22 protein-coding genes and 1 other annotated feature (1 of these 23 cut by a window edge) are annotated in these 17434 nt (G+C 45.8%); all 22 genes read right to left on the reverse strand.

All coding sequences use genetic code 11. From position 1 onward, the window contains the following. Window positions 1–138: the beginning of a LysM peptidoglycan-binding domain-containing protein gene (locus tag KAI37_RS19770; protein WP_076294399.1), read on the reverse strand. Its footprint begins 1473 nt before the window's first position; only the first 138 of its 1611 coding nucleotides appear in the window; the start codon lies at window positions 136–138; its stop codon lies off the left edge, out of view. A gap of 159 nt (window positions 139–297) precedes the next feature. Continuing rightward, window positions 298–1182 (reverse strand): branched-chain-amino-acid transaminase, encoded by an 885-nt coding sequence (gene ilvE, locus KAI37_RS19775; RefSeq protein WP_076294400.1) that lies wholly within the window; start codon window positions 1180–1182, stop codon window positions 298–300. A gap of 17 nt (window positions 1183–1199) precedes the next feature. Then, complete coding sequence (gene pheA / locus KAI37_RS19780) at window positions 1200–2099, reverse strand: prephenate dehydratase (protein ID WP_071642563.1); 900 nt, start codon at window positions 2097–2099, stop codon at window positions 1200–1202. After that, a complete protein-coding gene (gene thrB / locus KAI37_RS19785) occupies window positions 2096–3064 on the reverse strand; it encodes a homoserine kinase (RefSeq protein ID WP_071642564.1) in 969 nt (322 codons plus the stop codon). The genes pheA and thrB overlap by 4 nt, the downstream gene beginning before the upstream one ends. Window positions 3065–3091: 27 nt before the next feature. Next, window positions 3092–4378 carry a homoserine dehydrogenase gene (locus KAI37_RS19790; protein ID WP_023989944.1) on the reverse strand — a complete coding sequence of 429 codons (1287 nt, stop codon included), beginning with the start codon at window positions 4376–4378 and terminating at the stop codon, window positions 3092–3094. Between the two features lie 43 nt (window positions 4379–4421). Then, window positions 4422–4859, reverse strand: a complete 438-nt coding sequence (locus tag KAI37_RS19795) for an ACT domain-containing protein (RefSeq protein ID WP_013311587.1) — start codon at window positions 4857–4859, stop codon at window positions 4422–4424. Window positions 4860–5016: 157 nt separating this feature from the next. Continuing rightward, window positions 5017–6327 (reverse strand): GTPase ObgE, encoded by a 1311-nt coding sequence (obgE, locus tag KAI37_RS19800; RefSeq protein ID WP_076294401.1) that lies wholly within the window; start codon window positions 6325–6327, stop codon window positions 5017–5019. Window positions 6328–6340: 13 nt separating this feature from the next. After that, window positions 6341–7078, reverse strand: coding sequence for a Spo0B domain-containing protein (locus KAI37_RS19805; protein ID WP_071644385.1), 738 nt, complete (start codon window positions 7076–7078; stop codon window positions 6341–6343). A gap of 145 nt (window positions 7079–7223) precedes the next feature. Further along, on the reverse strand, window positions 7224–7541 hold the full coding sequence (gene rpmA, locus KAI37_RS19810; protein ID WP_013311590.1) for a 50S ribosomal protein L27: 318 nt from the start codon (window positions 7539–7541) through the stop codon (window positions 7224–7226). Between the two features lie 5 nt (window positions 7542–7546). Further along, entirely contained in the window at window positions 7547–7885 is a 339-nt protein-coding gene (locus KAI37_RS19815) for a ribosomal-processing cysteine protease Prp (protein ID WP_013311591.1), read from the reverse strand. Window positions 7886–7898: 13 nt separating this feature from the next. Next, entirely contained in the window at window positions 7899–8210 is a 312-nt protein-coding gene (gene rplU / locus KAI37_RS19820) for a 50S ribosomal protein L21 (protein WP_013311592.1), read from the reverse strand. Between the two features lie 13 nt (window positions 8211–8223). Beyond that, window positions 8224–8311, reverse strand: a sequence feature (ribosomal protein L21 leader region). A gap of 98 nt (window positions 8312–8409) precedes the next feature. After that, on the reverse strand, window positions 8410–9594 hold the full coding sequence (locus tag KAI37_RS19825; RefSeq protein ID WP_071642566.1) for an Rne/Rng family ribonuclease: 1185 nt from the start codon (window positions 9592–9594) through the stop codon (window positions 8410–8412). A 48-nt stretch (window positions 9595–9642) separates the two neighbouring features. Continuing rightward, on the reverse strand, window positions 9643–10521 hold the full coding sequence (locus KAI37_RS19830) for a M50 family metallopeptidase (RefSeq protein WP_071642568.1): 879 nt from the start codon (window positions 10519–10521) through the stop codon (window positions 9643–9645). After that, on the reverse strand, window positions 10514–11359 hold the full coding sequence (locus tag KAI37_RS19835) for a peptidoglycan DD-metalloendopeptidase family protein (protein ID WP_076294402.1): 846 nt from the start codon (window positions 11357–11359) through the stop codon (window positions 10514–10516). Before KAI37_RS19835 ends, KAI37_RS19830 begins: the two co-directional genes overlap by 8 nt. Before the next feature lie 340 nt (window positions 11360–11699). Continuing rightward, window positions 11700–12497, reverse strand: coding sequence for a septum site-determining protein MinD (gene minD / locus KAI37_RS19840; RefSeq protein ID WP_013311596.1), 798 nt, complete (start codon window positions 12495–12497; stop codon window positions 11700–11702). Window positions 12498–12500: 3 nt separating this feature from the next. Next, the gene (minC, locus tag KAI37_RS19845; RefSeq protein ID WP_013311597.1) at window positions 12501–13163 is read right to left on the reverse strand and encodes a septum site-determining protein MinC; all 663 of its coding nucleotides are present in this window, start codon (window positions 13161–13163) and stop codon (window positions 12501–12503) included. Window positions 13164–13245: 82 nt separating this feature from the next. Further along, on the reverse strand, window positions 13246–13776 hold the full coding sequence (mreD, locus tag KAI37_RS19850; RefSeq protein WP_023989951.1) for a rod shape-determining protein MreD: 531 nt from the start codon (window positions 13774–13776) through the stop codon (window positions 13246–13248). Further along, the gene (gene mreC / locus KAI37_RS19855) at window positions 13776–14597 is read right to left on the reverse strand and encodes a rod shape-determining protein MreC (protein WP_023989952.1); all 822 of its coding nucleotides are present in this window, start codon (window positions 14595–14597) and stop codon (window positions 13776–13778) included. Before mreC ends, mreD begins: the two co-directional genes overlap by 1 nt. Window positions 14598–14652: 55 nt before the next feature. After that, the gene (locus KAI37_RS19860; RefSeq protein ID WP_013311600.1) at window positions 14653–15687 is read right to left on the reverse strand and encodes a rod shape-determining protein; all 1035 of its coding nucleotides are present in this window, start codon (window positions 15685–15687) and stop codon (window positions 14653–14655) included. A gap of 105 nt (window positions 15688–15792) precedes the next feature. Next, window positions 15793–16485: a RadC family protein gene (gene radC / locus KAI37_RS19865; protein ID WP_081366859.1), complete on the reverse strand. Its 693-nt coding sequence runs from the start codon at window positions 16483–16485 to the stop codon at window positions 15793–15795. Between the two features lie 13 nt (window positions 16486–16498). Then, window positions 16499–17107, reverse strand: coding sequence for a Maf family protein (locus KAI37_RS19870; protein WP_071642572.1), 609 nt, complete (start codon window positions 17105–17107; stop codon window positions 16499–16501). Window positions 17108–17129: 22 nt separating this feature from the next. Further along, entirely contained in the window at window positions 17130–17372 is a 243-nt protein-coding gene (locus KAI37_RS19875) for a DUF4321 domain-containing protein (RefSeq protein WP_023989955.1), read from the reverse strand. Between the last annotated feature and the right edge of the window lie 62 nt (window positions 17373–17434).

Genomic DNA, 17434 nt, shown 5'->3' on the forward strand with positions numbered 1-17434 from the left:
TTTAATTTTCTCGCCGATGCTCAACTGATTAGGGTCTGCCAATTGGGGATTGGCGGCAATAACTTTCTCCAGCGTCACATTATACTTCTGTGCCAGCAAGTACAGAGTGTCACCTTTTTTGACGATGTGTATTTTCACAGGTCACAAACCTCCTAGACTTTCGTTCGGGCGGGATAAACGCCCGGCTTCTGTTATTACATCCTATGCACCTCCCGGGCGAATGACCCCATACAAACAAAAAAATCCTCTCAACCGAATACTCTCACGAGCATTCAGTTAAAAGGATTCGGTTTTATTTTAGTCCTGCCACACTTTGTAGCCATCCTGATCCACGATCTTCCGGAACTCAGCCAGGAGTTCCAAAGTCACTGGGCCAGCAACGCCGGAGCCGATCGTACGACCATCCACTTCATAAGCTGCAATAACTTCTGCAGCAGTTCCTGTAAAAAACACCTCGTCCGCAACATAAACATCATGCAGTGTAAAAGGTTGTTCCTTAAGGGGGTATCCAAGCTTAGTACACAAATCGATAATAGCATTACGAGTAATCCCTTCAAGCGCTCCCAAATAGCAAGGAGGTGTATATAACACTCCGTTTTTGACAATGAAAATGTTGTCCGCAGAGCCTTCCGTCACATACCCTTGGGAATTAAGCATAATAGCCTCACCTACACCAGCATAGTTAGACTGGATCTTCACGAGGATATTGTTGAGATAGTTCAATGATTTAATCTTCGGATTCAAAGCATCTGGGATGTTGCGACGCTGAGAGACAGAAATTGTCTTCAGGCCAGTCAAGTAAGCTTCTTCCGGGTAAATGGCGAGCTGCTCCACGATAATGATAACACTCGCCTTCGCACAACGAAGAGGATCTAAACCTAGATTTCCTGCACCTCGGGATACAATCAGACGGATATATCCGTTACGCATTTCGTTAAGACGAATCGTTTCAGCCATTGCTTCCAACATTTCATCAGGAGACAACGGAATGTTTAATTGAATGGATTTCGCAGAATCATACAGACGCTCCAAGTGCTCCTTACATTTAAAAATATTCCCGTTATAAATACGAATGCCCTCGAATATACCGTCTCCGTACAAGAATCCATGATCATATACGGAAACCTTTGCATTTTCCTTAGTCACATGCTGCCCATCCAGATAGATCCATTGTTCTGCCATTAAAACCACACCTCCGATTAATGTTCCTTTAAAATAGGTTCGATCGCTGCTTCAACATACTTGTAGCTTGGATAAGAGCCAAGAATACGTACATGGCACCCCAAAGCCTCGATCTCTGCAAAGGCTGCCGGAAGCAGAACGGAATGCAGAGATTCCAAAACTTCAATGTAAAAATAATAATTCCCCAATTGCTTTTTGGTCGGACGCGATTCAATACGGGACAGATTTAACCTGCGCCATGCAAATGCGGATAAAACCTGGTGCAGCGCTCCCGGGAAATCCTGCGGCGGCGTGACCAAAATACTGGTTCGTTGACCTTCAGGCGTACCCGGGAGACTTATAGGTTGATGGCCGATCAAGACGAAGCGGGTAAAGTTGTTATCGTGATCCGTCACTTTACTGGCCAAAATATCCAATCCGTGTTTGGCAGCCGCAAGCTTGGTTCCGAGAGCGGTCCAGCCTTTACCGGGGTTATGTTTAACAATTTCGACGGCTTCTGCCGTACTTCCTGCACTCTCCAGCTCCGCCTGAGGTGCGGAAGTCTGTATGAATTCTTTACACTGGGGAAGCGCTACAGGATGAGACATAATTTTGACCACTTTGCTCAAATCCAGCTTGTCCAAATCCTTCGTAAACTCACTACGATGTCCAATAAGATTTTGAATTGAAGGATATACCCATTCCGCCTGCATTTGAATGTCTACTTCATGTACAAGCCAATCCATATGCAAACTTACAGAGCCATCAATCGTATTTTCAATGGGAATTACACTATAGTCTGCCTGTCCCTTGTCTACTGCCTGAAATACGTCCGCAATATGCTTGTAAAACAGTAATTCATGGGGCATATCTCCTAACAAATACTTAATCGCTTCATGAGAAACGGTCCCCTCAGGAAGAAGTGCAATTCGTTTCATATCGTAAGTTCCCCTTTAATCATATCCATAAAAGGGAGTGTATTCCCTTCTGTATATACTTTAACTCCTTCACTCTCAGGGCGCAATTTTAAAACAGAAGCAGTGATCCCCTCTTTGTTCATGGTATCCGTTAAATACTGCTCCAGCTCCGCTTTCCGATTCTCCCGTTGATCCATCAATGCCAGCAGCGTCGGTCCAGCCCCACTGAGAGCCACACCCAAGGCACCATAATGGTGCGCATCCTGCAGGATCTCTGTCATACCCGGCACAAGCGCCGCACGGTAAGGCTGATGAAGCTGATCACGCATCGCTTCGGCAATTAAATCGGTTCTTCCCGACGCCAATGCTGCTACCAGCATGGAAGCATGACTTATATTATATACGGCATCCTTCAATGATACATGCGCGGGTAGAACCTCTCTGGCTTTCGACGTGGACAGCTGAAAATCTGGAATAACTACCATAACCTCCAGATTAGCATCCGGTTCAAGTCGTAAATGCCTAGCATGCTCGCCATCCCACATCGCTGTAATAATACCACCAAACAGGGAAGCTCCAACATTATCCGGATGTTTTTCAATGGCGCTTGCCATATCAAACAGCTTGGAATCCGGCAGAGGCGAGCCAATCAACGTATTGGCAGCGACCAAAGCGCCCACAATGGCAGAAGCACTGCTGCCCAAACCACGAGTAAGCGGAATATCCGAGTACATCGAAATATCGAGCTCAGGAACAGATACACCTGCTTCCCGAAAAACCATTTGTGCTACCTTGAAAATCAGATTAGTTTTATCTTGGGGAACACCATTCATTTCATTTCCGTATAAATGAAAAGCCGTCTGTTCGGCCTCCTTCATTTCAATCCATGCATATAAGGACAATGCCATGCCCAATGTATCAAAGCCGGGACCCAAGTTGGCCGTACTCGCAGGCACACGCACTCTTGCTGTTTTTAAAACGGTCATACAGACAATTCCTCCTGCTTTTATTGACTATCCCTCTACTCGATATACGCTCTTGATGCGACGGATGACGTCCAAAGTTTCAAAATGCTCCAAAACCTTTTTCATACTCGCTTTACTGGCTAAATGAGTCACGATAATAATTTCAGCATCGGGGTTAACCTCATTCGGTTGCTGCACAACAGATGCCAGACTGACATCAAATTCAGCAAATACTTGCGTAATCCGTGCCAACACCCCTGCTTTATCATCCACATGCAGAAGCACGAAGTTTTTGAAATACACATCTTCATCGTTACTAATTTTTTTAGGATTGTAAGGAACGATGGCTTTAAGCCCATTGACACCAAGTTTGAGATTTTTCACTACAGCTACTAAATCGGCTACAACCGATGTTGCCGTCGGCATTTCACCTGCACCCGCACCATAAAACATGGTTTCACCCACTGCTTCACCATGCACATACACCGCGTTGAATACCCCATTCACTGAAGCCAGTGGATGCTGCTTTCGTACCATGGTCGGCTGAACGTTAATCGTAAATTCATCACCTTGGCGCTCTGCAATGCCGAGCAATTTCATTTCATATCCTAGTTTTTTAGCAAAAGCAATATCTTCACTGGTTACCTTTGAAATGCCGCTGACACTTACATCCTTGAGCTCTACATTAGAGCGGAAACCAAGCGTGCCGAGAATTGCCATTTTGCGAGCTGCATCCAGTCCTTCCACGTCTGAGGTCGGATCCGATTCAGCATACCCAAGCTCCTGCGCTTCCTTGAGAACTTCCTCGTACGAGGCCCCTTCCTGACTCATTTTTGTTAAAATAAAGTTTGTCGTACCGTTCACAATCCCCATAATGCGGGTAATGCGGTCAGAGGAAAAGCCTTCAATTAATGTACGAATGATCGGAATACCACCCGCTACACTAGCTTCATAAAAAATATCACACTGCTTTTCCTGCGCCTTTGCTAATACTTCAGAACCGTGCAAAGCCATTAAGTCCTTATTTGCTGTTACGATGTGTTTCCCCCGCTCCAGCGCTTCAAGAATGTACTCCTTCGTCTGATCAACGCCGCCCATAACTTCAATAATTACATCAATTTCAGGGTCCCGAATAACTTCCCATGGGTCCTCAGTAAGCTTGGCCGTCTCTACTTCAATGGAACGATATTTTTCTATGTTTTTTACAGCTATTTTTTCAATGATGATCGGTGAACCGACTTGTCTGCTCAAGTCTTCCTGATTGCCTTCTACGATTCGAACGACTCCCGTTCCAACCGTCCCCAAACCTAACAATCCTACTTTGACCGGTTTCATCCATTCCCCTCCCGCGAACTTATGTCTAATGAACTGTATTGCCTTAACCTTGCCCAATCAGGCGAACACGTTTAACTCCAGAGATGTCTTCCAAGCCCTCCAGTAGAACACCCAACTCTTCACTGAGTCTGGACATTTCTACCGAGATGACTACGTTGGCTCTGCCTTGCAGTGGAATACTTTGCTGGATCGTCAGCACATTGCCTCCGAAATCAGCCACTCTGCCAAGCACCCTGGACAACATTCCGGATTGATGCTCTAAATCAATAGAGATATTGACAATTCGCTCACGCTCCAGCTGGTTAACCAAATGTATGCCATCCTTATATTTATAAAAGGCGCTTCGGCTTAGCCCAACTTGCTCCACGGCATCATGCACGGTTTTAACATCTCCTGAAGCCAGCAGCAGTTTCACCTGTATGGTCTTAACAATAGCTTCAGGCAAAATATCTTCCCGTACCAAGTAATAGCGCTCTTTCAAGAACGTCCTCTCCTCAAAGACTTATGTTTTTGTATAGAGGACATTATATCGAAACTCTTGAAAATCGGCAAGCAAACAATGCAAAAAACGGCTACTGCCTTCTATAGAGTTTCCTATAGTACAGTAACCGTTCAGGTTTTAGACCTTTATTTGAAATTTAGTAGTAGCTGCTGCCTTCAACAAATTCGAACTCGAAATCAGCAATGCGTACAGATGTACCATCTTTGGCGCCACGCTTGCGTAACTCAGCATCCACACCCATATGGCGTAACGTTCTTGCTAATTTCAAAATGGCATCATGCGAGTTTAACTGCATGCGCTTCATCATGCGCTCAATTTTAGGACTCTGCACCACGAATGTATCGTTTTCACGTACAATTGTAAAGCTATCGTCTTCTGCTGTATCCAGCTTAAATACCTTACGTTCATTGACTTCTGCTACTTCCTCAACAACCGGCTCGTCCGGTATTTGATCCAGCAAATCAGCAGCCCGGTAGAGCAATTCCTTCACACCTTGACGTGTCAGTGAGGAAATAGGCATGATTTCAAGATCAGGACGTATAGAAGCAATCTGCTCTTTGAAGTGAGTCAGGTTTTCTTCAGCTTCCGGCATATCCATTTTATTGGCCGCCACAATTTGTGGACGCTCAGCCAATGTTGCATTATATTGCTTCAATTCGTCGTTAATTTTAGTCCAATCTTCAAACGGATCACGTCCTTCGGAGCCCGCCATATCCACGACATGGATAATAATACGTGTCCGCTCAATGTGCCGCAGAAATTCATGACCCAGCCCAATACCTTCATGAGCTCCTTCAATCAAACCAGGCAAATCCGCCATCACAAAGTTACGATGATCACCCACATCCACAACGCCCAAATTCGGAGTAATCGTTGTAAAGTGGTATGCCCCAATTTTCGGTTTTGCGGAAGATACAACCGACAACAAGGTAGACTTCCCTACACTAGGGAACCCGACCAAACCTACGTCAGCCATTACTTTTAACTCAAGCGTGATATAACGTTCTTGTCCCTCAGCGCCGTTCTCAGCCAACTCAGGCGCTGGATTATTCGGCGTAGCAAAACGGATGTTCCCGCGTCCTCCGCGTCCTCCTTTAGCTACAACAACTTGTTGACCATGACGTGTCATATCTGCTACTACTTCACCAGTATCATCATCTATGATGACCGTTCCCGGTGGTATTCGTACGATCATGTGCTCCGCATTGGCTCCGTGTTGGCTTTTGTTGCGACCTTTTACTCCACGCTGGGCTTTAAAATGACGTTGGTACCGAAAATCCATCAAGGTACGCAAACCCTCATCTACACGGAAAATTACGTCTCCACCGTTCCCTCCGTCACCACCACCTGGGCCACCTTCAGGAACGTATTTCTCACGGCGAAACGCAATCAATCCGTCTCCACCGTCACCGCCTTTAACAAAAATCTTCGCTTTATCTACAAACATGGTTACACCTTCCTTATGTCTGGCACTGCATCCGAATTTGAAGCATTTCGCCCGTAGGGAGCTTCTCTGTTCGAATGCGTTCACTTCCGAGTACGGATCTGACCCGCTTTAGGATATTCAAATCAGCAGGTATGTCACTTCCTTCAAAACGGACGATAACATCATTCTGATCCATACCGAAAAAAAGTGTCAATCTGCGCACTTCTCCCCAGGACGACCGGCCCCCGCCATATTGATACGCACGCACCGTTTCTATGACGGCCGAGGCAAGCGACTCGCCGTCTTCGGGAGACATGACAGCGTCTAACTTTAACTGCTCCTCAACCTGTACCGACAACTGTAAATTACCGGCATTCACGCGAAAAGACTGCAAATAAAACACCAGTGAGGGAATACCCAACTTAGATATTTTACTGTCTTCCGCCACGCGCCCTTTTATTGTTTCCACATAAGCAACAGATTTATCATGCTTATTCATACGAATATATCCATAAAGCACCTGCAAGTCATTCATCCAGTCATGCCGATGATGGTTAAGCATTGAAATCGCTGTACGCTCAAAAGAACGCAAAGCAGCTTTCCGCTCATACTCAACCTTTCTTTGCGTATACCACATACCAAAGCATGCAGCAACTACAGACCATACTGCTAATAAAATAATCGTTAATACTTCAGGATAGAGCAGTGAAAAAACCAAAGGAATCAGAATGGAACCCAACGCCAGATAAGGCGCTCTTATCCGCTGGAACATGGCTTCTCTCCGTTCTGCGAAATTAAATGGATTATTAAAGAACCTTAATCCAGTATAGCACAGACTAACTTTCCAGTTCATTACCATCATGCAAAAAAGCCTCCGACAAAAGTGCCGGAGGCTTTTCAGCGTGTCTAAGCCGCTATTAAGCTTCTACAGTAGCTGCTACTGGAGCAACGTCGATCGGGTAGATGCTCACCTTTTTGCGATCACGGCCCCAACGTTCGAACTTCACAACGCCGTCCACTTTCGCGAACAGAGTGTCGTCCTTACCGATGCCCACGTTCGTGCCCGGGTGAATTTTCGTTCCGCGTTGACGAACCAGGATGCTACCGCCGGTAACTGCTTGACCGTCAGCACGTTTCACTCCAAGACGTTTCGATCTACTGTCACGTCCGTTTTTTGTGGAACCTACACCTTTTTTCGATGCGAATAATTGAAGATCCAATGTCAATTTCAACATGATGTCTACCTCCTTCTTTGATTATTTTCTATTTGAATATACTTACCGTATGATTCAGCAATACTTGTCAGCATAATCACCATGGACTCCAGCAACAGTTGAACCTGTGCGTTCGCATCATGATAACTTTCAGGAGAAAGATACGCGCTTAAAAAGCCGTTTTCCATTTCCGTTTCCATCTCAACGTCCGTAAGAGCCCCAATCGAATTGACAGTTCCTACCGTTACCGCTGAAACGCCAGCACATACGATATCCTCGCCAGATTTAGCGAAATTCGCATGCCCTTTAACGGAAAACCCCTGTATGCTGCCATCCTCCAGTCGTGTAATACGCACGATAATCACTTATCGCACCCTCTTACGCTTGGATTTTTTCAATCGTCACTTTCGTGTACGGTTGACGATGACCTTGCTTCACATGGTAGTTCTTTTTAGGTTTGTATTTGTATACGATGACCTTTTGACCTTGACCATGCTTCTCAACTTTAGCTGTTACAGAAGCTCCAGAAAGAAGCGGTGTACCTGCTGTCAAGCCATTGTCGCCGGACACTGCCAGAACACGATCAAACGTTACAGTTTCACCATCATTAGCTTCCAACTTCTCGATGAACAATACGTCGCCCTCTTGAACTTTGTATTGCTTACCACCTGTTTCGATAATTGCGTACATTTGCTTGCACCTCCTTATGTCTCAGACTCGCCTAATAGCAGGTGACAGATTCCCTTAGGATACTGCACTTCAGTACCTGATTGGAGCGGTTACAGCATGTGCAGCCAATCTTACGCATCACACATACTAAATGATTGTAGCACAAGCTTTGTACACATTCAACCTTTAGTTTTAAAATGATTTTTGGTTACGCATCGCTCTACACGAGCGTCTTTTCCTCACGCACTTTTTTGCGGGTCATTTCCAGCAAACCTAACCGCGTCCAACCGACAACATAAGATTTGGTTCGATCCTTCTTCAATCTTGCTTCCAGCACAGAGGATACTTCCCGACGGTTCTCCTCTTGTTCCATGTCAATAAAATCAATGATGATGATACCACCAATATCACGTACACGTACCAGGCGGGCAATCTCTTCAGCTGCTTCAATGTTAGTCCGGGTCACCGTCTCTTCCAGATTACTGCCTCCCGTAAACTTCCCCGTATTCACATCAATGACGGTTAATGCCTCCGTATGATCAATGACAATGTATCCGCCGCCCTGCAGCCATACCTTTCGCGCAAAATCGCGTTCCAGCTGCTCATGAATGCCATAAGCTTTGAAAATCGTTTCTTCTGCACCACGAAATATACTTACATGAGCTTTCGCAGGACCAATCTGTTGCAGCATTATTTCTGCATCCTTTGCTTGCTCTTCGCTGTCAATAACCAGTTCATCCTGTTCAGGTGTAAACACATCCCTAATCAATCGCTGAACGATACTTAAATCCCGATGTAATTCGCACGGAGCCGAGTGTTCACCAGCTTTACGCTGAATAGCCGCCCACTGCTTACGCAGTTGATTTAAATCATTTTCAATCGCCTCTATACTCATTTCTTCCGAAACGGTACGGATTATGAGTCCTTCCTCACTTGTTCGTAGCTGCTCTCCCATTGCTTTCAAACGGGTACGTTCGCCCTCACGTTCGATCTTCTTGGATACGGCCACATAATCAGCACGGGGCATATATACGATCCAGCGACCCGGAAGTGAAAAATGAGTGGTGACCCTGGCTCCTTTGCTACCAACAGCCTCTTTTAATACCTGCACTACAATTTCCTGCCCCACCTTTAACACTTCAGAAATGGATGGTTTTACCTCCGGCTGCTTGTCCAAATGAGCATGAAGTACGTCATCTACATACAAAAAGGCATTCTTTCGCTGTCCAATGTCAACAAAGGCGGCTTGCATACCTGGTAGCACATTGACCACCCTCGCTTTGAAAAAAGAACCTAGAATTCCCCGTTTTCGCGGTAGTTCAGCCGCGTATTCAACCAATCGTCCCTCTTCCAACAGCGCCATTTGGGTCATCTGCTGCTGGCATTGTACAATCATTTGCTTCATGGTTTTTCAACCTCTCTGGATACAGCCTCTTCCTTAACTCATAAAACATTATTTGGGCTTGGGTTCTCCACCATCTGGCGGGCGTGTCGCAAAATAAGAGCGAATAAGACGTTGCTCCGGCAGTACGGCTACAATCCGTCCCTGTTCATTCATAACATAAATCATATGATACCGATCTCTTCTGAAAAGACGCAAAATAGGCTCCAAATGTTTCACTGGCAGGGATATAATAGGTAAGGCAATGCTCCCCTTAGCTACTTCGCGGTAAAAAAGCTCGTCCCTCCCCAGCAAAAACCGTATAAAACGGTAAGGGATATTCCGATAATCCACAATATTAGAATAAAGCAAAAAAATCCCTACCGCCAGCAGATTTAAATGCATAGGTCCATTTTGCCTTAACAACGGCGAAATACCATACATACAAAATAGCAGACTCGTTACGATACTGGCTCTAAAAGTCCACACTAATGTGCGGTGATAAGAACAAGATAAGCTAATCATTGACTGCAATATTTTTCCACCATCAAGTGGTAAAATGGGCAGCAAATTAAACAGTGCAATAACTGCATTCCCTTGAATTATATAATTTACATAATTATACTCCAGCCCACTCACATTTCTGAACCACAAAAGGATGATGATCATGATTCCGTTTTGCAGGGGCCCCGCTAGCGCAATGACAATCTCCTTCCACGCATTGAGCTTCCCCTGATCCTCAATGACCGCCACTCCCCCAAAGGGTAACATCTGTATGGAAAGCACCCGCGCGCCCAACAATGAAGCAGCTGTCGCATGACCTAGCTCATGAATAAACACCAATGTAAATAAAGTTATGATCTCGATAAAATGTCCAGTTAATATAGAGGTCAGCATAACCAATACAAACAGTGGATGTAGTGATAAGGTCACCCCTCGGACATTAATCAAGGGCTACCACTTCCGACGGGTCAATGTACTGATCCCCTCTCTGAACTGCTAAAAACAAAGTTGCCGCCTCGCTGCCACTGTGACTTGCTGGCAGTACACCGATCTCATCTCCCTCCTGAACCCAGTCGTTCACTTTTAAGGTAGAGCGGGAAAGCCTTCCGTAAGTTGCTGTGATACCGCCTGTGTGTCGAACTGTAACCGAAATCCCGCTTTCAGGATGATTTAATATGTCTAATACTCGTCCTGCATCTATACTTTTAACAGCGATTGCCCCGTTGTCGGTAACATTCGGCGTAATTTCTACCCCTTTAAGGCTCAGTACAAAAGGCTGTGTTATGTTGCCTTCGATCGGTGGAGATCCCTTTCGACTTGCGTCTACCTTGTGCGTTTCATGCTCCTCGCCAAAAATCGGCAAAAAGGAAGGAGCTCCATCAAAATAAGTTTCATACCATTGTCCGACGGCTGCAAAGTCCATATCCTTATTCAAGGCATCTGCAATAAACATTCTCAAATTCACTGCATAGGGAATATCCCAACGAAACATTCCCCATACCATTCCAAATAATACCGTTGCTATGACTGATCTTCGCCAAAAGGAAGTCCAAAAAGACGGACCACGATTCGTCCCAAAAGATTGCTGCCAGCGTTGCCGCTCATTTTTCCACTCAGTTTCTGGGTCTCTGGGCGAGTTGGCACTGACTATAGGCATCGACTTCATATCTTTATCCCCGTGCCTGTTCTGATATATGCCAGAGGGATACGTCTCCGCTTTGCTTCCCGCGATTAGCTGCTGTATACGTTCTTCTCTGCGCTGCTTGATTCCGGAATTTTTATTCATCCTGTTCAGCCCCCTCGGCGAGGTATGTTTGATACATCTTATGAGGACGGGCTTCAACTTATGTTGTCCGGTTCGGGAATACGCACCTGAAAATCAAAAAAAAACCGGCGCTAGCGCACCGGTTATGTTTTGTATTTATGATATTTATGTAGTGACCCTAAATTTTGAGAAACTGTATTATGGAAATTAAAAAAACAAGCCAAAACACTTAAATAAGATTACTACTTATTTAAGTGTCTAGTATTACAAATGAATACTACTACAGCTCCTACCTTAGAACCAATGGAAAATCACATAGAAAGTGTGGAAGCAATTTACCAGCCATAACTTCCTGTTTTCCTCATCCACCCATACCAAAAAACTTCTTAAAGCGTGTCATCACGCTTTTCTTCTGGTCCAGCTGCATGAGGGGCACTGTATCGCCCAAAATCCGTCTCGCAATGTTACGGTAAGCAATCGCGGCCTGTGAATCTGGATTCATAACAGTAGGCTCCCCTGTATTAGCTGCTTTAATTACCATTTCATCATCCGGCACAATCCCAATAAGGTCTATGCTAAGCACTTGTAAAATCCCATCAATATCCAGCATATCTCCGGATTTAACCATGCTATTGCGAATGCGGTTAACCACCAACTTGGGTGATATCACATGTGAGCTTTCCAGTAAACCAATTACCCGGTCTGCATCGCGTACGGCTGCATTTTCTGGAGTGGTCACAACAATGGCCTGATCCGCCCCGGCAATGGCATTTTTAAAGCCTTGTTCAATACCCGCAGGGCAGTCGATCAATATATATTCAAAATCCTTTTTAAGCTCCAAAATAATATCCTTAACCTGCTCCGGCGTAACAGCACTCTTGTCCTTGGTTTGAGCGGCTGGCAGCATATACAGCTCCTCAAAACGCTTGTCCTTAACCAGTGCCTGATTTAAACGGCAACGACCTTCCGCTACATCAACAAGGTCATAAATAATCCGGTTTTCCAGACCCATCACAACGTCTAGATTACGCAAACCGATATCCGTATCCACCAAACATACCTTTTTGCCGAGCAGTGCAAGCGCTGTTCCTATATTGGCTGACGTCGTCGTTTTGCCGACGCCGCCTTTTCCTGAAGTGACGACGATAGCCTCTCCCATGTGCTACACCCCTTTGAACACGTTAAAATCGCGGCCCAGACGCACAATATTGCTCATTTTATCTATTTGCATAGCGCCATCCTTGAGATACGCAAATTCCATACCGGATTCACGTGTCTCCCATTCATCTGGTGGACGGCTGATCATTTCGGAAATTCGCAGCTGTGTCGGTGCAAAATAGGAAGCCGCAATAATCGCTTCACTATTTCCCTCCATCCCCGCATGCGCCATGCCTCGCAAAGCGCCGAGGACATAAATATCACCAGTACATGTTATAATTCCACCCGGGTTTACATCTCCTAAAAAGAGTAGGTTCCCATTGTGATGAAGCACTTGACCAGAACGGATAATTCCTGTCACCGTGTGAATAGGGGGCTTTCCCTGCACTTCCACAGGCAGTCCAGGTGATTCTACAGACCTGATGAGCAGATTCCCCTTCTGCTTCAAAATCTCCAGAATACTTTCCTTCTGTTCCTCTGTCACTTCTCGGCTTCCCAACTTAATATCCACATGAATGATCGGGCCTGTTAAAATATTTTGATGACTGTGCTCCAGCTTAAAACGCAGCTCACCCAGCAAATCCTCAAACTCGCATTGATCGTCCAGCAGGAATACCAGGCCATCTTTGATGCCTTTAATCGTGACATGATTCGATTTCACCGCCATTAGCCTGTCCCTCCTATCTCAATCATTTCGTCCCCGGGACGTCAAATCCCTGCTAACCCGGACAAAATGTGTGTAAAAAGACCTAGACAGCCTCTTCCTTTTTCACACGGGTACCCAAACGCTGCAATTGCTTGCGAACTGGGACATAAATGATGAGGGCGAACAGAAAATGGATAAATAAATCAGGAATCATATACTGAGCAAGCGCCCAATTGAAAGTCTGATGATTCAGCTGGAACAGCTGATCAATGGCAAATAGCATAGAATCCAGCAGGAAACTACCAATCAACACGGCTGCCATCATAATGGGCATCTGCGCACGTCGAGCTGTAAAAACAAGCCCCAATAAGTATGCAGACAACCCCATTGCAAAAGAATAAGGTCCAATGATAAACCCGTAGAACACTACATCATGAATAAGTCCAAAAACAATACCTAGTACCAATGCTGTATGACGGCTGTAATACACAGACACAAACAAGATCACAACATACACAAAATTCGGAACCATTCTTGAATGCCAACTATCCGGAAGAAGCCACGGAAGAATCGTCCCTTCAGCTATAAACAGTACAAACAGCAGCAGTATTAGAACCTGACCGCGCATCTTCATTATTCCGGTACCTCAGGAGTGTAGAGGATGAGCAATTCTTTCCAATCCACAAAGCTGGCTGCCGGTTTAATAATCGCTGTCCGTGTTTTGCCAAACTCCCCAACCTGAATCTTCTCTACCGTTCCGATCATTAGGTTTTTGCGGAATTTCCCGCCTGCGCCAGACGTAATAATCTGATCACCCTTTGCGATTGGATCTTTTTCCTCAATGCGAGTCATTTGAAATCTGTTCGTACCCGGATCATAGCTTTCAATCATACCAAACGATTGATTTTCCTTGCCCAAGACTGTCGCTGCAATGGCATAAGAATTCGGATTTTTAGGATCCAATGTAGTCAACAGTGTAACGGTGGACGTAAAATTCCCCGTTTGACTAATGACTCCTACAAATCCTTCAAGCGAACTGACTTCCTGACCAACCTTCGCTCCGTCTTTCTCACCAATATCGATCACAAGCGTTTTGGAATCATTGCTGACACTGTTCACTTGAGCAACACGATAATCATAATTATTCTTCGCCTTTTGCGTTTGGGTGAACTTCAGTTCATTCTGCAGTCTGGCATTTGTTTCAACATAATTATGGGTCTGAATCTGGTCACGAGTCAGCTTTGCTACAGCAATTTTTAACCGTTCATTTTCTTCGTAGATGCTGCGCATATTTCCGATATCTTCAAAGAAGCCCGCTATTGCTGAAGCGGGCCTGTAAAAGATACCTTGCACAAAGCCAATTGAATCTCTGGCGAACTTCTCGGGCCAGGTTAAGGAATTTCTCTGTCCAAGTGTAATCCCCATAAGGGCAATAAACAGAACGATTCCGATCAATAGAACAAATAGTCTTTTATTGCCAAACAGCTTAAACAGTTCCTACACCCCCGATTCAACGTTTGGAACGGACGGCAGAACTGCTGCGCGATTTGAACAAATGAATATTTTCCAGCGCTCTACCTGTACCGATTGCCACACAATCCAGAGGATTTTCCGCTACGATCACCGGCATTCCGGTTTCACCTGCCAACAGCTTATCCAGATTACGCAGAAGTGCTCCACCACCAGTTAGTACGATTCCTCTATCCATGATGTCCGCTGCCAACTCGGGAGGGCATTTTTCCAGTGTTACTTTGACCGCATCCACGATTGCATTGACTGTATCCGATAACGCTTCACTAATTTCATCAGAAGTAATCGTGATCGTCTTCGGCAAACCTGTTACCAGATCACGTCCGCGGATTTCCGAGGTTTCCACTTGCTCTAATGGCATAGCTGAACCAACTTCCATTTTCAGTTGCTCTGAAGTCCGTTCACCAATCATCAGATTGTATTGGCGCTTCACGTATTGGATGATGGACTCGTCCATTTCATCGCCAGCCACACGCACGGAGCGGCTTGTTACAATCCCGCCCAGGGAAATGACTGCCACCTCGGTTGTACCTCCACCGATATCGACAACCATACTGCCTGTAGGCTCCCATACAGGAAGATCAGCGCCAATTGCTGCTGCAAACGGCTCCTCTATCGTATATGCCTCTCTTGCGCCTGCTTGCTTCGTCGCATCTTCAACAGCACGCTGCTCCACCGCAGTAATGCCTGAAGGTACACAAACCATCACGTTCGGATGGCGTGGAAACAAAGAGCGTTGGGCTTGCGCCTGACGGATAAAATATTTGATCATCGTTGCTGTCGTATCAAAATCAGCAATGACACCGTCCTTCATCGGACGAATCGCACGGATATTTCCCGGTGTGCGACCGATCATTTTTTTCGCAGATTCACCAACAGCCTCAATGGTTTTTGTATCTGTACGCAAAGCGACTACAGATGGTTCACGAACCACAATTCCTTTACCTCTTACGTATACAAGCGTGTTTGCCGTCCCCAAGTCTATTCCCAAATCTTTTGTAAAGCCACCCAGCATGATGTAATCTCCTTTTCTCTTCCCTGAAATCTGTTATCCATGTATATACGGTTTATTCAGGCCGGATTATCCGGTCGTATTTAAATGTTTGATTTAAATATTATATTATATCAGACCTTGTTCCTTCAAACTTACAAAGGTCCCGTCCCCGATCACAATATGATCAAGAACGTCGATACCCACGATGTTGCCCGCTTCCATCAGGCGGCGAGTCAACTGGACATCCTCCGGGCTTGGCTTCGGATCACCGCTCGGATGGTTATGAGCGCAAATTATTGAAGCACTGCTGCATTTGATTGCTGCCCGAAATACTTCACGAGGATGCACGATGGCAGAATTCAGGCTACCCATAGATAGTGTTTCCTGAGCAATGACATGATTTTTAGTGTTAAGGAACAAGCATACAAAATGCTCTTTCTGCAAATAACGAAGCTGCTCAAACAGCAGATCTGCCACATCCCGCGGGCAACTAATCACCGGGGTCTCCAAATGGCGAGACAATGCTAATCGACGCCCCAGTTCGATACCCGCTTTTAGCTGTATCGCTTTAGCATCCCCAATGCCCTTAATCTGGGTCAACTCGCTCATGCTCATATCCACCAGTTGACGCAAATTTCCTGCCTGCTGCAAAATACGCTGCGCTAAATGCACCGAAGACTCATTTTGCGTTCCTGTACGCAGCAATATTGCCAGCAACTCCGCGTTGCTTAAGGCATCCGCCCCATATGTCATCATGCGCTCTCTTGGTCGTTCTTCATGGGGGAGGTCGCGAAGCATCAGTATTGGCGACTCCAGCATATGTTTATCCCCTTTATGGATGCAACACATTCACTCCAAAATCGGACAGCATGTCCGACAGCAAGGAAAGCGGCAATCCTACGACGTTAAAATAACAACCCTGAATAGATTCCACCAGCGTAGCACCCATGCCTTGAATGCCATACGCTCCTGCTTTGTCAGACGGTTCACCAGTATTCACGTATGCCACAATTTGCTCTTGACTCAGAGGCTTCATTGTAACCTCCGTTTGGCGATGTCTGACAAGCATTTCGCCGGTTCCGGTATGTATGCAGGCTACCCCGGTGTACACACGGTGTGTCCTTCCCTGCAATGCAGTCAGCATGCGAACCGCGTCCGCGTGGTCGGCAGGCTTGCCCAACACCGAACCATCCAGCACGACAATGGTATCACTGCCAATCACCAGTCCGGCTTCCTTCGACTGAGCGGCGGTGTTCACGACCGCTTCGGCTTTGCGTGCCGCAAGGGTCTCCACGATTTGCTGAGGCGTCCAGCTCTCAGGCGTGCTCTCATCCGCATGACTCGGCACCACCTCAAAGGGGAGTCTCAAAAATGCGAGCAATTCCTTCCTTCTTGGTGAAGTCGATGCCAGAATAATGCGGGGCGTAATTTTCCCGTCCATAAGGGAAGCTCCTTTTCATCAGTTAGAGCCTGCGGTACAGCCAGAACGCGGCAATGATGCCGATCAGACTAAGCAGGCTCAATTCAAAATTTATCGTTATGTTGTAGCTGATAATATCCAGGTCCGCTCTCGGCGACCAAGATATCCTAGTGGGGTGAGTCAGAAAGGAAAGGAACTTGATCGATTGAAGGGCTTTGGCAATCCATGCACCCAAGAGCCAACCGAGCAACAAAAACAATATAAGCATTCCTACATTTTTTTTCATCCTGATCTTCCCTCGCCATTTTTTGACACCTTCATTATTATACGGTGATTTGTACTGCAATA

The sequence above is a fragment of the Paenibacillus sp. S25 genome, assembly GCF_019454085.1.
Taxonomy (GTDB): Bacteria; Bacillota; Bacilli; order Paenibacillales; family Paenibacillaceae; genus Paenibacillus; species Paenibacillus polymyxa_B.